Here is a 16,887-nt window from a genome sequence, read left to right as displayed (position 1 = left end):
GGAGCTGTCCGCTCACGCGGATGGCGCCGGGGCTGTGTCGTGTAGGGAAGGTTCGTCTCCGGTGACATCATGACCGCGATCGCGATGACCGAACCCGGCACCGGTTCCGATCTCGCGTCTGTACGCGGACGCTGAGAGTCCACCGAGAGGGAGGTTGTGTGCGATATTCTCGAAGTTTTTGCGCACAACCTCCCGCTCGGTTCACCGGCCGGTCACCGGGCAGGTGCGCTGGAGTTAACGATCTGCTGGAGAGAGCGTCAGGCGGCCTTCTTGCGGGCGACGACCTCGATCGCGACGAGATGGTTGCGGTATTTGGTGAACGTGGACCGCATCTGCAGCACCCGGGCGCGAGCGTCCGAGTCGCGCAGCACATTCGAAACGAACTTCAGGGTGCCGAGCAGACCCTCGTCGGCGACGATCCGCGACGGGTCCAGCAACTTCATGGGGGCGAACCCGACGACGTCGACCTCGAAGCCGGCATCGACGAGCAGGTCCTTCCACTCCTGCGCCGTCAGCGGGCGGGCGTTGACCTTGATGGAACGGGCCAGCGTCTTGCGGATCTCGGTCTTGACCTCGTCGTCGACGTTGTCCGGTTCGATCGCGAGTTCGTGGATGACGTAGCGGCCTCCGTCGCGCAGCACGCGATGCGCCTCGGCGGCGATCTCCGCCTTGTGCTTGTCGGTCTGCATCGTCAGCATGGCCTCGCCGACGACGACGTCGGCCGACGCGTCGTCGAGACCGGTTTCTGCGGCGTCACCGGACACGACCGTCCCGTTGCCGGCGATCGCGCGGCGCGTGAGATCGGCTGCCTTCGGGTCGGATTCGATGCCGACGTAGCTTTTCGGTCCGGCAGCGACGATGTCCTGTGCGGTGCGGCCGAGGCCGGGAGCGAGTTCGACGACGTCGGCGCCGACGAGCTTCGCGTCGGCGAGCATCCGCTCGGTCAGTTCCTTGCCGCCCGGGCGCAGGACGCGCTTGCCCAGACGTGCAAGCAGCCAGTGCCCCGGCACATGTGCGGCGTCGCGTTCGGCGAGGGGGAGTTCTCCCGAGGATCCTGCGGTGCTCTTGTCGTCGCTCATCTCGTCCTCAAATCAGCTAAGGCTTACTTTAGAGGAATAATGTACGGTAATTTCCCATGAGGGGGAACACGGCGGTCTCCTCGTCGGCCGTGATCAGCACCGCAGCACCCGAATCCCGCGAGGCGGCGCCGCAGACGCCGAGTGGCGGCGTCCCATCGAGGGACGCCGCCACCGGTCTGCATCGTCGGGTAACCCTCCCCCGTGACCGAGCGAATGTACCGCTCGTCTCCTTCAACCGACCGAGCGTGCCGTTCGCTCGGATACACGGGATCGGATACGAGGGAGGGGGTTCGTCGTCAGCTCGGCAGCGCGACCTCCGCCAGTCGCGACCGCAGATCCGTCTTGAGGATCTTGCCGGCCGCCGACGTCGGTAGCGCATCCACCACCACGACATCGCGAATCTTCTTGTACGGCAACACCTGTTCGGCGACGAACGCCATCAGCTGAGCCTCGTCGACGTCGGCGCCGTCACGCGGGACCACGAACGCGACGGGCTCCTGCCCGACCGCGCCGGCGTCGCGGCCGATCACCGCGGCCGTCGACACCGACGGGTGCGACACCAGGATCTCCTCGAGCTCACGCGGGTACACGTTGTAGCCCTTGTAGATCAGCATGTCCTTCGCGCGGTCCGCGATGAACACGTAGCCGTCCTCGTCCTTGTAGGCGATGTCACCGGTGTCGAGCCATCCGTCGACGTACTGCTGCGCCGTGATGTCGGGATGATTCAGGTAGCCGTCGGTGACCTGCGGTCCTCGGACCCACAGCACACCGTGCTCCCCGGGACCGACCTCGGTCGTGGTGCCCTGCGCGCGGATCTGCACCTCGGTGTCGAAGATCGGGATCCCGACACTGCCGAGGCGGTAGTCCGTGCCGACGCCCAGCGGGTTGGCCGTGACCACACACGTCGCCTCGGTCAGGCCGTAGCCCTCGGTGACCCGCGCATTGGGGAACGCCGTGACCAGCGCTTCGAGCGTGCCGCGGTCGATCGGCGCGGCACCGGACGAGACGACCCGCACCGTCGAGGTGTCGCGGGTGGCGACATCCGGATGGGTGGCCAGTGAATGCCACATCGCGGGGCTGCCCGTGATGTAGCTCGCCTCGTGCTTCTCGATGAGCTCGAGCATGCGCGCGGGATCGAAACGGCCGGCCATCACCTGCGTCAATCCGCACATCAGCAGGAACGACGTGTTGATCAGCGCGTGCGCGTGGAACAGCGGCGACACCACGACCGTCGAGCCCGTGCCGGGCTGGACGCCGTAGATGTCGAGTTCCTCGATCGGCTCGAGCGTGACCAGGCCGTCGGGGGTCTCCCGGACGGCGTGCCCCGCGCGCCACGCGCACATCTGGGTGACGTTGCCGACGACGTTGCGGTGCAGTACCCGCACGCCCTTCGAGATGCCGGTCGTACCGCCGGTGAAGGCGAGGTGCGCGACGTCGTCGCCGGTGACCTCGGCCGCCGCGAACTCGGTGGGTTTCCCGGCGAGGAACGCGTCGAACCCGACGACCGGGCCGTCCGCGACGACCCCGTCACCGGCGACCACCACCGTCGTGAGCGACGTACCGGCCGCGGCGTCCCGCAGGGTCTGTGCCTGCGCGGGCTGGCTGACACCGACGACCGCGCCGGTCTCCTCGATCTGGCGACGCAGACCCGGCAGCGGCTGCAGCGGGTTGACCGGGGTGACGGTCGCACCGGCCCGCAGCGTGCCGTAGTAGGCGACGACGAACTCGATGCAGTTGCCGATGTGCAGCAGCACCACATCTCGCGGCCGCACACCGGACGCGGCGAGCGCGCTCGCGAACTGCGCGGACCGCTCGTCGAGTTCGCGGTACGTGCAGGTGCGGTCACCGTCGACGATGGCGAGCCGGTCCCCGTAGCGAGCACCCATGCTCTGCGCCCACACGGCGACGGAGACCTGCGGGTAGGTCAGGTGCATCTGGGTAAGAGTGCTGAGATCCATTGCTAAACAGCCGTTTACCGAGGAGCCATGCGGATGGCACCGTCGAGACGGATCGTCTCGCCGTTGATGTAGCCGTTCTCGAGGATCGACGCCGCGAGGCGGCCGAACTCGTCCGGGCGGCCCAGGCGGGACGGGTTCGGGACGGTCGCCTCGAGCGACGCGCGCACGTCCTCGCGCAGGCGGGCGAGCAGCGGGGTGTCCATGATGCCGGGGGCGATCGTGTTGACGCGGATACCCTTGCTGGCCAGGTCGCGGGCGGCGACGATCGTCATGCCGACGATGCCGGCCTTCGACGCCGAGTAGTTGATCTGCCCGATCTGGCCCTCGAACGCCGCGACCGAAGCGGTCATGACGACCGCGCCGCGCTCACCGTCGATCGGCTCGAGCTGCGCCATGCGCTCGGCGCCGAGACGCAGCGCGTTGAACGAGCCGATGAGGTTGAGACGGATCACGAACTCGAAGTCCTCGAGCGACCCGGCCTTGCCTTCCTTGTCGAGCACGCGCATCTTGCGGCCGGCACCGGCGCAGTGGACGACGCCGCGCAGCCCGCCGCGCTCGTGCGCGACGTCGAGGGCGGCGGCGAACTGGTCGGCGTCGGTGACGTCGGCGGGGGCGAAGACCGCAGCGTCACCGAGTTCGGCCGCGACGTCCGCGCCGTTGGAGGTGGGCAGGTCGATGAGGGTGACGGTGCCGCCCGCGTCGAGGACGCGGCGCGCGGTGGCGAGGCCGAGGCCCGAGGCGCCTCCGGTGATCGCGATCGAAAGTCCCTTGAGTTCCATGGTGTTCGATTTCCTTCGGTCGATGCGGGTCAGGTCAGAGGAGTTCGAGGATGGTGGCGTTGGCCATGCCGCCGGCCTCGCACATGGACTGCAGGCCGTAGCGGATTCCGTTGTCGCGCATGTGGTGCACGAGACGCGTCATGAGGATCGCGCCGGAGCCGCCGAGCGGGTGGCCGACGCCGATGGCACCGCCGAGCGGGTTGAGACGGTCGAGCTTGGCGCCGGTCTCGGCCTGCCACGCGAGCGGCACCGGGGCGAACGCCTCGTTGATCTCGAAGGCGCCGATGTCGTCGATGGACAGACCGGAACGCTTCAGCGCCTTCTCGGTCGCGGGGATCGGGCCGGTGAGCATGACGACCGGGTCGTCGGCGGCGACGACGGCGGTGTGGATGCGCGCGAGCGGGGTCCAGCCCTGCGCCGCAGCGTATTCGCTGCTGGTGATGAGCAGGGCGCCTGCGCCGTCGGAGATCTGCGAGGAGTTGCCGGCGTGGATGACACCGTCCTCCTTGAAGACGGTCTTGAGCTTGCCGAGCGACTCGAGGGTGCCGCCGCGGCGGATGCCCTCGTCCGTGGCGAAGTCGCCGACGGGGGCGATCTGGCCGGTGAAGGCGCCCGCATCGGTGGCCGCGGCGGACAGCTCGTGCGAGCGCAGCGAGAACTCGTCGAGTGCGGTGCGCGAGTAGCCCCACTTCTCGGCGATCATCTCGGCGCCGATGCCCTGGCTGAAGCCCTCGACACCGAAGCGGTCGCGCACGTTCTGCGGGAAGTGCTGGCCGTCCTTGCTGGCGCTGCCCATCGGCACGCGGCTCATGGACTCGACACCACCGGCGACCACGACGTCGTTCTGGCCGGAGATGACGGTCGCGGCGGCGAAGGACACGGCCTGCTGGCTGGAGCCGCACGCGCGGTTGATCGTGGTGGCGGGCACGGTGACCGGCCATCCGGCCGCGAACACCGCACTGCGCGAGACGATTCCGGCCTGGTCGCCGACCTGGCTGACGCAGCCCCACTGGACGTCGTCGATGGTGGCCGGGTCGAGGCCGGTCCGCTCGGCGAGCGCCGTCAGCACGTGTGCGGACAGGTTGACGGGGTGGATCTCGGACAGTGCGCCACCGCGACGCCCGATGGGGGTCCGGACGGCGTCGACGATCACGGCATCGCGCATGCGAATCGGTCCTTTGCTGTTGCGGGGACACGGTTGCCGGGCAACCGTGGCGAAGGGAAAACGATGACCGGCCGGGTGGTGGTCCTCACATTCGAGGAGACCACGCACCCGGCCGGTGAGGGAAAGTCTTTCGGCGGAAGCTTCCGTTAGGTGGAAGCTATGCCACTACTTTCGTCAGGCCTCGCTGCGGATCAGCTTGCGGTCGCGATCGGGGTTCGCGAGCGCCAGCACCAGCACCGCGGCGATCACACCGAGGACACCGATGACCTGGAACGCGGTGGCGTAACCCTCGGCCGGAGTCGCGGCGTTGTCGACGATGACACCGGTCGCGTACGGGGCGACCAGGCCACCGATCGCCATGAGCGCGAGGAACACACCCATGGTGCCCGCGGTCTGCTGCGGCGGGCACAGCTCCGAGATCGCGGCGTTGATCAGCGGGAACACGATCGCACCGAAGCCGTAGCCGATGGAGACCGCGGCGACAGCGAGGGCCGGCGTCCCGATGTAGGGGAGGAAGACCAGCACGGCACCGCAGATGAGCACGCCGACGCACGGCACGATGATGCGGACGACCCGGGAACTGGTGCCCTTGCCGGCCAGGCGGTCGGTGACGGAACCCGAGACGATCATGAGGAACAGGCCGACGATCGACGGGAAGGCGAACATGGAACCGGCCTGGAGCTGGCTGTAGCCGAGGCCGTCCTGGAAGTACGAGGGAAGCCAGGTCAGGACGACGGTGGTCAGCGCGTAGACAACGATGATCAGAAGTGCGCAGCTCGCGAACGTGCGGTTGAGGAAAATCTTGGTCCACGGGACGGACGGCTCGGTGGATGCGCTCGCGGCGTCACCACCCTTGACGACCTTCGCGGTGTAGGGACCTTCCTTCCAGCCCGACAGCCACGACAGGACCCACACGCCACCGAGGACCGAGAGCGCGATCAGCGCCATCTTCCAGCCGTACTCGACCGTGATGTACGTGAGCACGGGGGCGAGGGCGATCTTCGCAACCGACGCCGAGCCGGCGAGGAACGCGCCCGGCAGACCACGCTTGGCCGGCGGGTGCCACGAGTAGGTCGCGGCATGCATGAGTGCCGAGCTCGGTCCTTCGGCCAGGCCGAGGAGCATGCGGCACACGATCAGCAATCCGAGCGACGCCGAGACGACGAGCGGGAGCATGACGACCGACCAGATCAGGCCGAGTGCCAGCAGCGCCCACCGCAGGGTCAGGTACTTGTTGAGCGGGCCTGCGAGGAACCCGCCGATCGTGAACGTCACGAAGAAGAGCGAACCGACCAGGCCGATCTGCGACGAGGTGAGGCCGAGGTCTTCCTTCAGCGGCTTCGCGATGATGCCGAGGACGGCCTTGTCCGCGTAGTTGACGACGTAGAGGAAGATGACCAGCCCGGTCATCCCCCATGCGCGGCCCGCGGTCACCTTGAAGGCGGATGCCTTCGTTCCCGCGGCATCGGGAGTGTCCGATCTGCCGTTGACGATTTCGCCTGTAGTCACTGGGGAGTCCCTTCAGAACTCGGAGGGTGGGAAGCGGGGACCTGCCCCGGCCTCTACGTGGAAGATCACGCCTGGCGTCGTACACATTGAACGTGACCCATCTCACGGACCGCAAAGAGCCGTATGTGAACGGATCGATCACTCGTACCTATGAAAGATCACAACCGGACCGAAAGCGGTTGTGAACCGCGCTCAGTTCGACGATCAGCTCATTGGTGTGCGCTAACCGTCCGATAGCCGAACGGTCCTGGTTCCGTAGGTGAGATGTGTTGCATTCTGACGTGGCAATCGGTTCGGGACAGGTGTGCCCGGACCTCGTGACGAGGACAGGCAACGCATGAACTCCACCGCTTCCACCGACGAGCTCCCTTCGTCCACGGCACCCCTGGCCGGTGTGCGCGTGATCGAGGTGTCGAGCTTCGTGGCCGCGCCGTTGTGCGGAATGACCCTCGCCGCCCTCGGCGCCGACGTGATCCGCATCGACCCGATCGGGGGAGCCGCCGACTACAAGCGGTGGCCGCTGACCGAGGACGGCGAGTCGATCTACTGGGCGAACCTGAACAAGGGCAAGCGCTCCTTCGCCGCGGACTTCCGTGATCCGAACGCGCACAAGCTGATCCGCGACCTGATCATCGACGCCGGGATCGTCGTCACCAACGCCGCCGGCCGCGACTGGCTCGACTACGACGTCCTGGCCGCGATCCGTCCCGACCTGATCCACGTACAGGTGCTCGGGCGTGCCGACGGCACCGGCGCCGTCGACTACACCGTCAACGCCGCCGCCGGCTTCCCGCAGGTCACCGGCCCGGAGAATCTCGACGGCCCGGTCAACCACGTGCTGCCCGCGTGGGACGTCTCGTGCGGTCTGTACGCCGCGCTGTCGGTGGCGTCCGCGGTGTACCGCCGCGAGGTCACCGGAGCGGGCACCAAGATCGTTCTGCCGCTGGAGGATGTCGCGTTCGCGACGGTCGGCAATCTCGGCTACATCGCCGAGGCGCAGCTCGGCCTGACCGGACGCGGCCGCGTCGGCAACGCCGTCTACGGGACCTACGGCTGCGACTTCGCAACCTCGGACGGCGCCCGCTTCATGATCGTCGCGCTGACCCCGCGGCACTTCCGCGACCTGACGGAACTGACCGGCACGACCGCGGCCGTCGCCGCCGTCGAAGCCGCGCTCGGTGCCGACTTCCGCATCGAGGGCGAACGCTACAAGCACCGTGCGGTGCTGGGCGGCCTGTTCGCCGGGTGGTTCGGTGCCCACACCGCCGCCGAGGTCGAGGCCGCGCTCGACGGAACCTCCATCCTGCACGAGCGCTACCGCACGTTCGCCGAGCTCGCCGCCGACCCCCGGGTCACAGACAATCCGATGTTCCAGCGGCTCGAGCAGCCGCGCATCGGCACCTATTCCGCGGCCGCCGTACCCATGTCGTTCGACGGCGGGTACCCGGCCGTCCGCCCTGCTCCCGCCAACGGTGACGACACCGCCGACGTGCTCGTCGAGCACCTCGGTCTCACCGGCGACGAGGTCGACGCCCTCGCCGCAGCCGGCACCGTCCGCATCAACCAGAAGGATCACGCATGACCCGCCTCGCCCAGACGATCGGCCTGACCGAGTTCCAGACCGAAATCCTGGACACCGTCCGCACATTCGTCGACCGCGAGATCATCCCGAACGCGCAGGAACTCGAGCATTCGGACACCTACCCGCAGGCGATCGTCGACCAGATGCGGGAGATGGGCCTGTTCGGCCTGATGATCCCCGAGGAGTACGGCGGCCTCGGCGAGTCGCTGCTCACCTACGCGCTGTGCGTCGAGGAACTCGCCCGCGGCTGGATGAGCGTCTCCGGCGTCATCAACACCCACTTCATCGTCGCGTACATGCTGCGCCAGCACGGCACCGACGAGCAGAAGAACTACTACCTGCCGAAGATGGCCACCGGTGAGACCCGCGGTGCCTTCTCCATGTCCGAGCCCGAACTCGGCTCGGACGTCGCCGCGATCCGCACCAAGGCCAAGCGCGACGACAGCGGCGACTACGTCATCAACGGCCAGAAGATGTGGCTGACCAACGGCGGCAGCTCGACACTGGTCGCCGCGCTGGTCAAGACCGAGGAGGGCGCCGAGAAGGCGCACCAGAACCTGACCACCTTCCTGGTCGAGAAGCCCGCCGGATTCGGCGAGGTCGTCCCCGGGGTCACCATCCCCGGCAAGATCGACAAGATGGGCTACAAGGGTATCGACACCACCGAGCTCATCTTCGACAACTACAAGGCCAAGGCCACCGACATTCTCGGCGGCGTCCCCGGCAAGGGCTTCTTCCAGATGATGGACGGCGTCGAGGTCGGCCGCGTCAACGTCTCGGCCCGCGCGTGCGGTGTCGCGATCCGCGCGTTCGAGCTCGCCGCGCAGTACGCCCAGCAGCGCACCACCTTCGGCAAGCCCATCGCACAGCACCAGGCGATCGGGTTCTCCCTCGCGGAGATGGCCACCAAGGTCGAGGCAGCCCACCTGATGATGGTCAACGCTGCGCGCCTGAAGGATTCGGGCGAACGCAACGACGTCGCGGCCGGCATGGCCAAGTACCTCACCAGCGAGTACTGCTCGGAGGTCACCCAGGCCAGCTTCCGCATCCACGGCGGCTACGGCTACTCCAAGGAATACGAGATCGAACGGCTCATGCGCGAAGCGCCGTTCCTGCTCATCGGCGAAGGCACCAGCGAGATCCAGAAGACGATCATCAGCAAGGGTGTACTGCGTAGTTACGCACTGTAATTCGACCAACCGGACAACCAGAGGGAGTTCGACCGTGCAGCGTACGGTGTACAACGAGGATCACGAGGCGTTCCGCGAGACGGTGCGCGACTTCATCGCGAAGGAAGTCGCGCCGGTGTACCACGAGTGGGAGGCCGACGGGCATCCCCCGCGCAAGTTCTACAACCGTCTCGGCGAGCTGGGCATCCTCGGCATCCAGGCACCGGAGGAGTACGGCGGCGGCGGCGAGTCGTCCATCAAGTTCAATGCCGTTGTCGCCGAGGAATGCTCGGCCGCCGGTGTCACCTTCGGGTCGTACTCGGTGCACTCGAACCTCATCCTGCCGTACCTGTTGGAGTACGGAACCGAGGAGCAGAAGCAGCGCTGGATCCCGGGATTCTGCTCCGGTGACCTGATGTTCGCGATCGCCATGACCGAGCCGGGCACCGGTTCGGACCTCGCGAACATCGCCACCACCGCCAAGCTGTCCGAGGACGGCACCCACTACGTGATCAACGGCGCGAAGACGTTCATCACCGGCGGCGCGCTCGCCGACCGCATCCTCACTGTGTGCCGCACCTCGCCGTTCGATCCCGAGAACCGGCGGGCCGGCCTGTCGATCCTCGTCGTCGACACCACCAGCGAAGGTTTCGCGGTCGGCCGCAAGCTCAACAAGATCGGCCTGAAGACCTCCGACACCGCGGAGCTGTCGTACTCCGACGTCAAGGTTCCGGTCGAGGACCTGCTGGGCGAGGAGGGCAAGGGCTTCCAGTACCTGACCCACAACCTCGCGCAGGAGCGGCTCACCATCGCGTTCGGTGCGTCGGCAACCGCGGCGGCCGCGGTGCAGCACGCGATCGCATACACCAAGGACCGCAAGGTGTTCGGCAAGCCGGTCGCCGCGTTCCAGAACACGAAGTTCGTGCTCGCCGAATGCTCGACGGAGCTGCAGGCCCTGCAGCTGATGGTCGACAACGCCCTCGAACTGCACGACCGCGGTGAGCTCACCGTGCCCGACGCCGCCCGCGCGAAGCTGTTCGGCACCGAAGTGGCCGGACGCATCATCGACAAGTGCCTGCAGCTGCACGGCGGCTACGGCTACATCACCGAGTACCCGATCGCGCGCCTGTACGCGGACACGCGCGTCAGCCGCATCTACGGCGGCACCAGCGAGGTCATGAAGACGATCATCGCCAAGGATCTCGGCCTGTAGAACCCCCACAGGCACGACCGGTCCGTGTCTCCCAATCCTTCTCGCACCGAAATTGGGATTGGAGACATGCCCTGTATCCGGCCCGGCCCGCCACACGCGGACCGGGCCGGATCCTGTTCGGGACGAGCAGCACATTCGACAGTCGACTGCCGCTAGGCGCGCACGACCTGCACCCGCTATCGTTTCGCGCCATGCGACTGCTCGAGAAATCGAAACGGGTCATCGAGGCCCAGCTGAGCAACACCAGCATCCGCGCCCTGTCGGGCTCGATGGTGGCCTACGAAGGCCAGGTGAACTTCAAGTCGGCCGGGTTCGGCGGCGGCGAGGGCGTGCTCGCGGGCCTGCGGCAGCGCGCGACCGGTGAGGGGCTGTCGCTCATGGAAGCCAGCGGCACCGGCGTCGTCTATCTCGCACATCGGGGCCGGAACGTGACCGTGCTCGACCTGAACAACGAGACGCTGCAGGTCGAGTCCGAGCAGTTGCTGGCTCTGAACGGGAACCTCTCCACCAATGTCGCGTTCGCCGGTGTCCGGGGCGGCATGAGCGGTCAGGGACTGTTCACCACGACGGTCACGGGCACCGGGCAGGTCGCACTGCTGTCGTCGGGCGGGCCGCTGATCCACCTCGAGGTCTCTCCCCAGTACCCACTGGTCGTGGACCCGGATGCCTTCGTCTGCGCGAAGGGACAGTTGACGCAGTCGTTCGTCACCGACGTGTCGTGGCGGTCCGCGATCGGTCAGGGCAGCGGCGAAGCCTTCTCGCTCAAGTGGGACGGGATGGGTGTCGTGTCCATCCAGCCGGCGGAACGGTAGGAAGACGATGACTTTCACCAAGGTCAACAACAAGGTCGTCCGCGTCGACCTGAACCAGTCGGGGCCCGTCGTTGCACGCCGCGGCGCGATGCTCTTCTACACGGGGACAGTGCATTTCAGCCCGCATCAGGTTCCCGGTGCCGGCGGTATGCCCGGTCTGGGCGGGATCGCGGCGATGGCCGGACGCATGATGCAGGGCGAGCACGAGGCGACGATGGTCGCGCAGGGCAACGGCGTCGTGCACTACGGATTCCGCGGCCTCGAAACCCACATCGTGGACATGCCCGCCGGTGGGGAACTGCGGGTGGAGGCGTCACGACTGCTCGCGCACACCTCGGGCCTGCAGAGCGCGGTCGTGCAGGCGTCCGCCGCTCCGGCGGCCGCGGGGGGCGGTGGCGGCGGTCTGCTCGGAGCGCTGCGCGGCGCGGCCACCGGCATGGTGACGGGCACCGGCATGTTCACCACCCAGTTGTCGGGTTACGGGGCGGCGGTACTGCTGGCCCACGGCGGGATCATCGAGCTGCAGGTCGGTGGACCCGCACCGGTGTTCGTCGATCCACAGTCGTTCGTCGCGGCGCTCGGGCCGGTGCGGACCGACCTGAAGTCGACGATGAGCTGGCGCAACGCCGGCCGGACCGGGGGCGAGAGTCTGCAGCTCGAGTGCACCGGGCAGGGCATCGTCTACGTGCAGGCATCAGAGGAGAAGCTGTGAGTGTCGTTCTGAATCCGTCGCATCTCGTCGGCAACGACAACGTGCCCGGCAACAACTACGCGTACTGCATCGATCTGCAGAGCCCGTGGTTCCTGTCGAAGGGCGCGATGATCGCCTACTACGGCCAGATGCAGTTCACCGCGCTCACCCACGGGCTGCAGGGGCAGCTGTTGCAGATGGTGGCCCACCAGTTCTCGGCACCGTTGTATCTGGGTGACTACGTGGTCGCCGAGGGCTACGGAAAGCTGATCCTCGGCGACCGCGGCTACGACATCAACTCCTACGATCTCGACGACGGCAACCTGACCATCCGGGCCGCGAACCTGCTGGCTTTCGAGCCGGGATTGTCGCTGAACCAGTCGATCGTGCCCGGTTTCCTCACGTTGATCGGAACCGGCAAGTTCCTGGCGTCGTCGAACGGCCCGGTGATCTTCGCGGAGCCGCCGTTGCGGGTGGACTTCCGGGACGCCATCGAGGCGGGCATCGACAGCTGGCGCCGCGTCGTGGTCCCGGAGGCACTGGTGGGCTGGGCGGACTGCCCGTCCCCCAGCCATCACTTCGACGAGTCCTGGGTGACCGGGTTCGTCGCGGCCGGTGCGCGCATGTTCGGCGTGCAGTCCGGCGAGGAGCGGCAGTTCGATTTCACCGGCGCGGGGACGGTGCTCATCCAGTCCAGCGAGAAGGTGATCGACGACAGTTCGGTGGTCCGGATGATCGAGGGACAACTGCCGGGGCTGACGAACAGCGGACTGCAACGCATCAATCATGCGGTGTCGTCGCAGCTGCAACAGCAGCAACAGTTCTGATCACACCCGGGGTGAAGGCTGGGCATTCTGCTGACGCAGATCTGTCGCAATGTGATTACGATCACAGGGTAGCCAGGCCTTAGTACGATAAGGTTTGGACATCCTAAGTACCACCGCTCCAGATTGGTCGATCGCATGTACGTCTGCAGCTGCCACGCTCTCACCCACAATCACATCGAGGCTGAGATCGCTGCAGGCGCGCGCTGTACCCGGGAAATCAGCGCGGCATGCCGGGCGGGTACCGACTGCGGCGGTTGCGTACGCAATATCTCGGCGATCCTGCGGGCCGCCCGCCAGAGTGAGAACATCGAACTCGAGACCGCCGTGTAGCCAGCCCCTACCCGGCGGTGAACTCGATGGTTCCACCCCGGGAGGTTCCATGAAGGGCGACAAGAAGGTCCTGGAGTATCTCAACGAGCAGCTGACTGCCGAACTCACCGCGATCAACCAGTATTTCCTGCACTCGAAGATGCAGGACAACAACGGCTGGGCGAAGCTCGCGTCACACACGCGCGCCGAGTCGTTCGAAGAGATGCGTCACGCCGAAACACTCACCGATCGGATTCTGTTCCTCGACGGCCTGCCGAACTACCAGCGGCTCGGGTCGATCCGCATCGGACAGACCGTGAAGGAGATGTTCGAAGCCGACTTACAGGTGGAGATCGAGGCTCGCGACCGCTTGCGGAAGGGGTCCGAGTACATGCGCTCGGTCAGCGACATCACGTCGGCGAACATCTTCGAGTCGATCCTCGCCGAGGAGGAAGAACACATCGACTACCTCGAAACCCAGCTCGCACTGCTCGAGCAGCTGGGTGAGCCGCTGTACATCTCCGTGCACGTCTCCCCGCCGGAGTAATCGCCGTAATCGCCCCGAGGGCCGCCACAGTCGTTGATCGCGCAACCATATCGCGTATCCTGGCAATATGGACACTCCGAGGTGGCTCGACGACAACGAGCAACGCGCCTGGCGCGCCTATCTCGACGCCACGCGCCTGCTCATGGCGGCCCTCGACCGGCAACTCGTCCGCGACTCCGGCCTCTCGCTGACGGACTACGAACTGCTCGTCGCCCTGTCGGAGGCACCGGGTAGACGCATGCGCATGAGCGCCCTGGCCGATGCCGTGGTCACGACCCGCAGCGGGGCCACCCGCGCGATCGCCCGCCTCGTCGACGCCGGATTGGTCCGCCGGGTCGAATGCCCCGAGGACAAACGCGGCACGCTGGCCGAACTGACCGACGAGGGCGCCGCCAAGCTGGACGAAGCCAGCCCCGGACATGTCGAAGCGGTGCGTTCGAGTATGTTCGACCTGCTCAGCGCGGAGGACGTCACGCGGTTCGGCGACTCCTTCACCGCGATGCGCAAGCACCTGCTCGGAAACGGCTAGGGGAAATTCATGAGCGACTCGTCCGTGATCACCGTCCACAACCCGGACCTGCAGCGATACGAACTGCGCGACGGCGACACCGTCATCGGCTACACCCAGTACCACCCGGACGGCGATGTCCAGCTCGTGTTCGACCACACCGAGGTCGACGGCGCCTACTCGGGCCGGGGTCTGTCCGGCAAACTCGTGCGCTTCGCCCTCGACGACGTACGCGAACAGGGCAAGCGGATCGTTCCGATCTGCCCCTTCGTGCACTCCTACATCGAGAAGCACCCCGAGTACCAGGACATCGCCGACTGATCGTGTGTCGCGGACAATGGCCTCATGACCGAGCGCAAGCGTCCGGACATCACCTTCGAGTCGTGGGTCGAGCGACAGATCCGCGTCGCCCAGGAACGCGGCGACTTCGACAACCTGCCCGGCGCGGGTAAGCCGATCCCCCACTACGGCGACGACGAGCTGTGGTGGGTCAAGGACTACCTGCGCCGGGAAGGCCTGTCCACCGAGGCGCTGCTCCCGCCGCCGCTGCAGCTGCGCAAGGAGATCGAACGGCTGCCGGAGACCGTGCGGGACATCCCGACCGAGGACGGTGTGCGCGAGGTCGTCGCGGAACTGAACCGGCGCATCGTCGACTGCCTGCGCGCACCCGACCGGCTGCCCGTGCCGCTGCACCTCGTCGACTCCGACGACACGGTGCAGCAGTGGCGCGCGGATCGGCGTGCCGCGATCGCACAGCGCGTGGATCGGCCCGCGGCGAATCCGGTGCCGGCGCCTCCCGCGCGCATCTCTTGGTGGCGGAGGCTCTTCGCCTCAGGGTGACGGGGTGCGATCGCCGGCGGGTTCGACGCGATGAGTTCCGCTCAGGTTGCCGGTCTGTTCCTGGTACGAGGTGCACGGCACCGGCCGTGCCCGAGCGACGAGGAGCGGACATGAGCGCACCCACGATCGGCAGCATCCTTCTGGCCAGCAGCAACCCGGAACGGCTCCGCGACTGGTACGTCGCGGCACTGGCGCCGAAGGTCGAACGCACCCCGGGCGAACCCGCGTACGACGTGCTCGATTTCGACGGTTTCTACCTCATGCTCGACCGGCGCGACGACGTCGGCGGGAAGAACGCCGAGCCCGGGCGGATGATCCTCAACATCGAGGTCACCGACGCTCCGGCGATCGCGGCACGGCTCGACGACCTCGGTGCGACCTGGCTGTCGCCGCTGGAGGACCGCGACGGCAGCTGGTTCGGCACGGTTGTGGACCCGGACGGCAACTACGTGCAGGTGATCGAACTGAGCGAACGGGTACGGGCCGAGATGAGCTGAACGCGACGGCCGGTCACCGCCGTACGAGGTCCGCGACCATCCGGTCGACGGCCCCGATGCTGAGCACCTGATCCAGCGTCATGGAGGCGCACCCGATCATGCCGGACCGGTCGCCGTACGCCCAGGGCAGGATCTGCAACGTCTGCGTCGCCGTGGAAATCGCGTTGCCGTACAAGGTTTCCCGCATGCCCGCGACGAAGACGTCGTAGGCGCCGGCCATGTCTCCCCCGACCACGAGCACCTCGGGGTCGAGCAGGTTGACCGCGCCCGCGACCACCTCGCCGATGCGTCTGCCGCTGTCGCGGATCAGTCTGCGCGCCTCGGAGTCTCCGTTGCCGGCAAGTTCGACGACGTCGCGGATGTGGGTGACGCTGCGGCCCAGCGCCTCCAGGTCGCGAACCAGCGCCCAGCCGCCGGCCACGGCCTCGACACACCCGACGTTGCCGCAGCGGCACACGACGCCTTGCGCCGCAGCGATTTTCGTATGACCGATCTCCCCCACCGCGCCGACCGCGCCGCGCTGCAGCACACCACCGGAGACGATGCCCGCACGAAGCCCGGTGGAGGCCTTGATGAGCAGCATGTCGCGGAACTTGCGCCGCTCACCGAAACGCTCGGCCAGCACCATGGCGTTGGCGTCGTTGTCGACGAAGATCGGCACGTCGCCGAGAGCGGCGAAATAGGGCTGCAGCGGCACGCCGTCCCACCCGGCCATCGTCGGTGAGTTGCGGCTGCAGCCCCGGTCGACGTCGACGGTGCCGGGCAGAGCGACACCGATTCCGACGGTCTTCGGGCGTTCCGGGCCGAGGGTGTCGCGCAGCGCCCCGAGACGCGCGGCGACGAGCGGCATCAGGTCTTCGGGGTCGTTGCCGATTTCCTGTTCCACGTCGTCGGTACACAACAGACGACCGGCCAGGTCGCAGACCGCGAGCTGGGTGCGGCTGCGGCCGATCGCGGCGACGAGGACGATGCCGGCGTCGACCCCGAACGTGAGGGTCGCCGGCGGACGGCCGCCCGTGGACGGACCCTCCTCGCATTCGACGACCAGCCCGAGCGCCTGCAAGGCCGAGACCCGGGAGGCCACCGCGGTGCGGGAGAGCCCGGTGAGCTGCCCGATCTCGGTGCGAGTGGTCGCGGTGCCGGCGCGCACCAGCGCGAACACGTCACCTGCAGTCGCGGGGGCGATCGATCGGGTCGCTCGGGTCATGAATCAACCGTAAGCGCGATCGCTCACCGGCGGAGATCGGCGGTCGAGCCGTGCGCCGGGCCCCGCCGGTGAGCGAGTTGTCGATCAGGCCTTGGGGGTCAGGACTTGGGGGTCAGGACTTGGGGGTCAGGACTTGGGGGTCAGGACTTGGGGACGCGCACGATCAGGGCGTCACCCTGACCGCCACCACCACAC

At 67.4% G+C, this 16,887-nt stretch carries 18 protein-coding genes; 12 read left to right on the top strand and 6 right to left on the bottom strand.

Features of this window, described 5'->3' with window-relative positions:
• Positions 1-257: 257 nt before the first annotated feature.
• The 5 genes from M1M07_RS27170 to M1M07_RS27150 all read right to left on the bottom strand — a co-directional run bounded on the left by M1M07_RS27170 (position 258) and on the right by M1M07_RS27150 (position 6,490).
• Positions 258-1,079: a class I SAM-dependent methyltransferase gene (locus tag M1M07_RS27170; protein ID WP_197251684.1), complete on the bottom strand. Its 822-nt coding sequence runs from the start codon at positions 1,077-1,079 to the stop codon at positions 258-260.
• A 296-nt stretch (positions 1,080-1,375) separates the two neighbouring features.
• Entirely contained in the window at positions 1,376-3,013 is a 1,638-nt protein-coding gene (locus M1M07_RS27165; RefSeq protein ID WP_231610360.1) for a class I adenylate-forming enzyme family protein, read from the bottom strand.
• Positions 3,014-3,051: 38 nt separating this feature from the next.
• Entirely contained in the window at positions 3,052-3,816 is a 765-nt protein-coding gene (locus M1M07_RS27160; protein ID WP_197251686.1) for an SDR family NAD(P)-dependent oxidoreductase, read from the bottom strand.
• Between the two features lie 34 nt (positions 3,817-3,850).
• The gene (locus tag M1M07_RS27155; RefSeq protein ID WP_248676172.1) at positions 3,851-4,981 is read right to left on the bottom strand and encodes a thiolase family protein; all 1,131 of its coding nucleotides are present in this window, start codon (positions 4,979-4,981) and stop codon (positions 3,851-3,853) included.
• Between the two features lie 174 nt (positions 4,982-5,155).
• The gene (locus M1M07_RS27150; RefSeq protein ID WP_197251687.1) at positions 5,156-6,490 is read right to left on the bottom strand and encodes an MFS transporter; all 1,335 of its coding nucleotides are present in this window, start codon (positions 6,488-6,490) and stop codon (positions 5,156-5,158) included.
• 337 nt (positions 6,491-6,827) lie between these two features.
• On the opposite strand from M1M07_RS27150, the gene M1M07_RS27145 reads away from it, so the two are divergent.
• The 12 genes from M1M07_RS27145 to M1M07_RS27090 all read left to right on the top strand — a co-directional run bounded on the left by M1M07_RS27145 (position 6,828) and on the right by M1M07_RS27090 (position 15,485).
• Positions 6,828-8,072 (top strand): CoA transferase, encoded by a 1,245-nt coding sequence (locus M1M07_RS27145; RefSeq protein WP_197251688.1) that lies wholly within the window; start codon positions 6,828-6,830, stop codon positions 8,070-8,072.
• Positions 8,069-9,262 carry an acyl-CoA dehydrogenase family protein gene (locus M1M07_RS27140; protein WP_197251689.1) on the top strand — a complete coding sequence of 398 codons (1,194 nt, stop codon included), beginning with the start codon at positions 8,069-8,071 and terminating at the stop codon, positions 9,260-9,262. The genes M1M07_RS27145 and M1M07_RS27140 overlap by 4 nt, the downstream gene beginning before the upstream one ends.
• A 34-nt stretch (positions 9,263-9,296) precedes the next feature.
• Positions 9,297-10,454 (top strand): acyl-CoA dehydrogenase family protein, encoded by a 1,158-nt coding sequence (locus M1M07_RS27135; protein WP_197251690.1) that lies wholly within the window; start codon positions 9,297-9,299, stop codon positions 10,452-10,454.
• A 191-nt stretch (positions 10,455-10,645) separates the two neighbouring features.
• Positions 10,646-11,266, top strand: coding sequence for an AIM24 family protein (locus M1M07_RS27130; RefSeq protein WP_197251691.1), 621 nt, complete (start codon positions 10,646-10,648; stop codon positions 11,264-11,266).
• 7 nt (positions 11,267-11,273) lie between these two features.
• Positions 11,274-11,978, top strand: a complete 705-nt coding sequence (locus M1M07_RS27125) for an AIM24 family protein (RefSeq protein ID WP_197251692.1) — start codon at positions 11,274-11,276, stop codon at positions 11,976-11,978.
• Entirely contained in the window at positions 11,975-12,784 is an 810-nt protein-coding gene (locus M1M07_RS27120) for an AIM24 family protein (RefSeq protein WP_248676171.1), read from the top strand. Before M1M07_RS27125 ends, M1M07_RS27120 begins: the two co-directional genes overlap by 4 nt.
• 135 nt (positions 12,785-12,919) lie before the next feature.
• Positions 12,920-13,114: a bacterioferritin-associated ferredoxin gene (locus M1M07_RS27115; protein WP_197251698.1), complete on the top strand. Its 195-nt coding sequence runs from the start codon at positions 12,920-12,922 to the stop codon at positions 13,112-13,114.
• Between the two features lie 49 nt (positions 13,115-13,163).
• Positions 13,164-13,640 carry a bacterioferritin gene (gene bfr / locus M1M07_RS27110; RefSeq protein WP_197251693.1) on the top strand — a complete coding sequence of 159 codons (477 nt, stop codon included), beginning with the start codon at positions 13,164-13,166 and terminating at the stop codon, positions 13,638-13,640.
• A 67-nt stretch (positions 13,641-13,707) separates the two neighbouring features.
• Positions 13,708-14,169, top strand: a complete 462-nt coding sequence (locus M1M07_RS27105) for a MarR family winged helix-turn-helix transcriptional regulator (RefSeq protein WP_197251694.1) — start codon at positions 13,708-13,710, stop codon at positions 14,167-14,169.
• 9 nt (positions 14,170-14,178) lie between these two features.
• On the top strand, positions 14,179-14,469 hold the full coding sequence (locus M1M07_RS27100) for a GNAT family N-acetyltransferase (RefSeq protein WP_197251695.1): 291 nt from the start codon (positions 14,179-14,181) through the stop codon (positions 14,467-14,469).
• A gap of 24 nt (positions 14,470-14,493) precedes the next feature.
• Positions 14,494-14,988, top strand: coding sequence for a DUF1992 domain-containing protein (locus M1M07_RS27095; RefSeq protein ID WP_248676170.1), 495 nt, complete (start codon positions 14,494-14,496; stop codon positions 14,986-14,988).
• A gap of 110 nt (positions 14,989-15,098) precedes the next feature.
• A complete protein-coding gene (locus M1M07_RS27090; RefSeq protein WP_197251696.1) occupies positions 15,099-15,485 on the top strand; it encodes a glyoxalase/bleomycin resistance/extradiol dioxygenase family protein in 387 nt (128 codons plus the stop codon).
• A gap of 13 nt (positions 15,486-15,498) precedes the next feature.
• Here M1M07_RS27090 and M1M07_RS27085 read toward each other — a convergent pair whose 3' ends face one another.
• Positions 15,499-16,692 (bottom strand): ROK family transcriptional regulator, encoded by a 1,194-nt coding sequence (locus M1M07_RS27085; RefSeq protein WP_197251697.1) that lies wholly within the window; start codon positions 16,690-16,692, stop codon positions 15,499-15,501.
• Positions 16,693-16,887 lie beyond the last annotated feature (195 nt).

The sequence above is a fragment of the Rhodococcus sp. HM1 genome, from assembly GCF_023218075.1.
GTDB lineage: Bacteria > Actinomycetota > Actinomycetes > Mycobacteriales > Mycobacteriaceae > Rhodococcus.
The sequence above is the reverse complement of the archived record's forward strand: the minus strand, read 5'-3'. Positions and strand labels throughout refer to the sequence as shown.

What these genes read in the sequence shown, in the direction of transcription:
- M1M07_RS27170 (WP_197251684.1), bottom strand. Translation starts at nt 1,079, where the DNA reads ATGAGCGACGACAAGAGCACCGCAGGATCCTCGGGAGAACTCCCCCTC.
- M1M07_RS27165 (WP_231610360.1), bottom strand. Translation starts at nt 3,013, where the DNA reads ATGCACCTGACCTACCCGCAGGTCTCCGTCGCCGTGTGGGCGCAGAGC.
- M1M07_RS27160 (WP_197251686.1), bottom strand. Translation starts at nt 3,816, where the DNA reads ATGGAACTCAAGGGACTTTCGATCGCGATCACCGGAGGCGCCTCGGGC.
- M1M07_RS27155 (WP_248676172.1), bottom strand. Translation starts at nt 4,981, where the DNA reads ATGCGCGATGCCGTGATCGTCGACGCCGTCCGGACCCCCATCGGGCGT.
- M1M07_RS27145 (WP_197251688.1), top strand. Translation starts at nt 6,828, where the DNA reads ATGAACTCCACCGCTTCCACCGACGAGCTCCCTTCGTCCACGGCACCC.
- M1M07_RS27140 (WP_197251689.1), top strand. Translation starts at nt 8,069, where the DNA reads ATGACCCGCCTCGCCCAGACGATCGGCCTGACCGAGTTCCAGACCGAA.
- M1M07_RS27130 (WP_197251691.1), top strand. Translation starts at nt 10,646, where the DNA reads ATGCGACTGCTCGAGAAATCGAAACGGGTCATCGAGGCCCAGCTGAGC.
- M1M07_RS27125 (WP_197251692.1), top strand. Translation starts at nt 11,274, where the DNA reads ATGACTTTCACCAAGGTCAACAACAAGGTCGTCCGCGTCGACCTGAAC.
- M1M07_RS27115 (WP_197251698.1), top strand. Translation starts at nt 12,920, where the DNA reads ATGTACGTCTGCAGCTGCCACGCTCTCACCCACAATCACATCGAGGCT.
- bfr (WP_197251693.1), top strand. Translation starts at nt 13,164, where the DNA reads ATGAAGGGCGACAAGAAGGTCCTGGAGTATCTCAACGAGCAGCTGACT.
- M1M07_RS27105 (WP_197251694.1), top strand. Translation starts at nt 13,708, where the DNA reads ATGGACACTCCGAGGTGGCTCGACGACAACGAGCAACGCGCCTGGCGC.
- M1M07_RS27100 (WP_197251695.1), top strand. Translation starts at nt 14,179, where the DNA reads ATGAGCGACTCGTCCGTGATCACCGTCCACAACCCGGACCTGCAGCGA.
- M1M07_RS27095 (WP_248676170.1), top strand. Translation starts at nt 14,494, where the DNA reads ATGACCGAGCGCAAGCGTCCGGACATCACCTTCGAGTCGTGGGTCGAG.
- M1M07_RS27090 (WP_197251696.1), top strand. Translation starts at nt 15,099, where the DNA reads ATGAGCGCACCCACGATCGGCAGCATCCTTCTGGCCAGCAGCAACCCG.
- M1M07_RS27085 (WP_197251697.1), bottom strand. Translation starts at nt 16,692, where the DNA reads ATGACCCGAGCGACCCGATCGATCGCCCCCGCGACTGCAGGTGACGTG.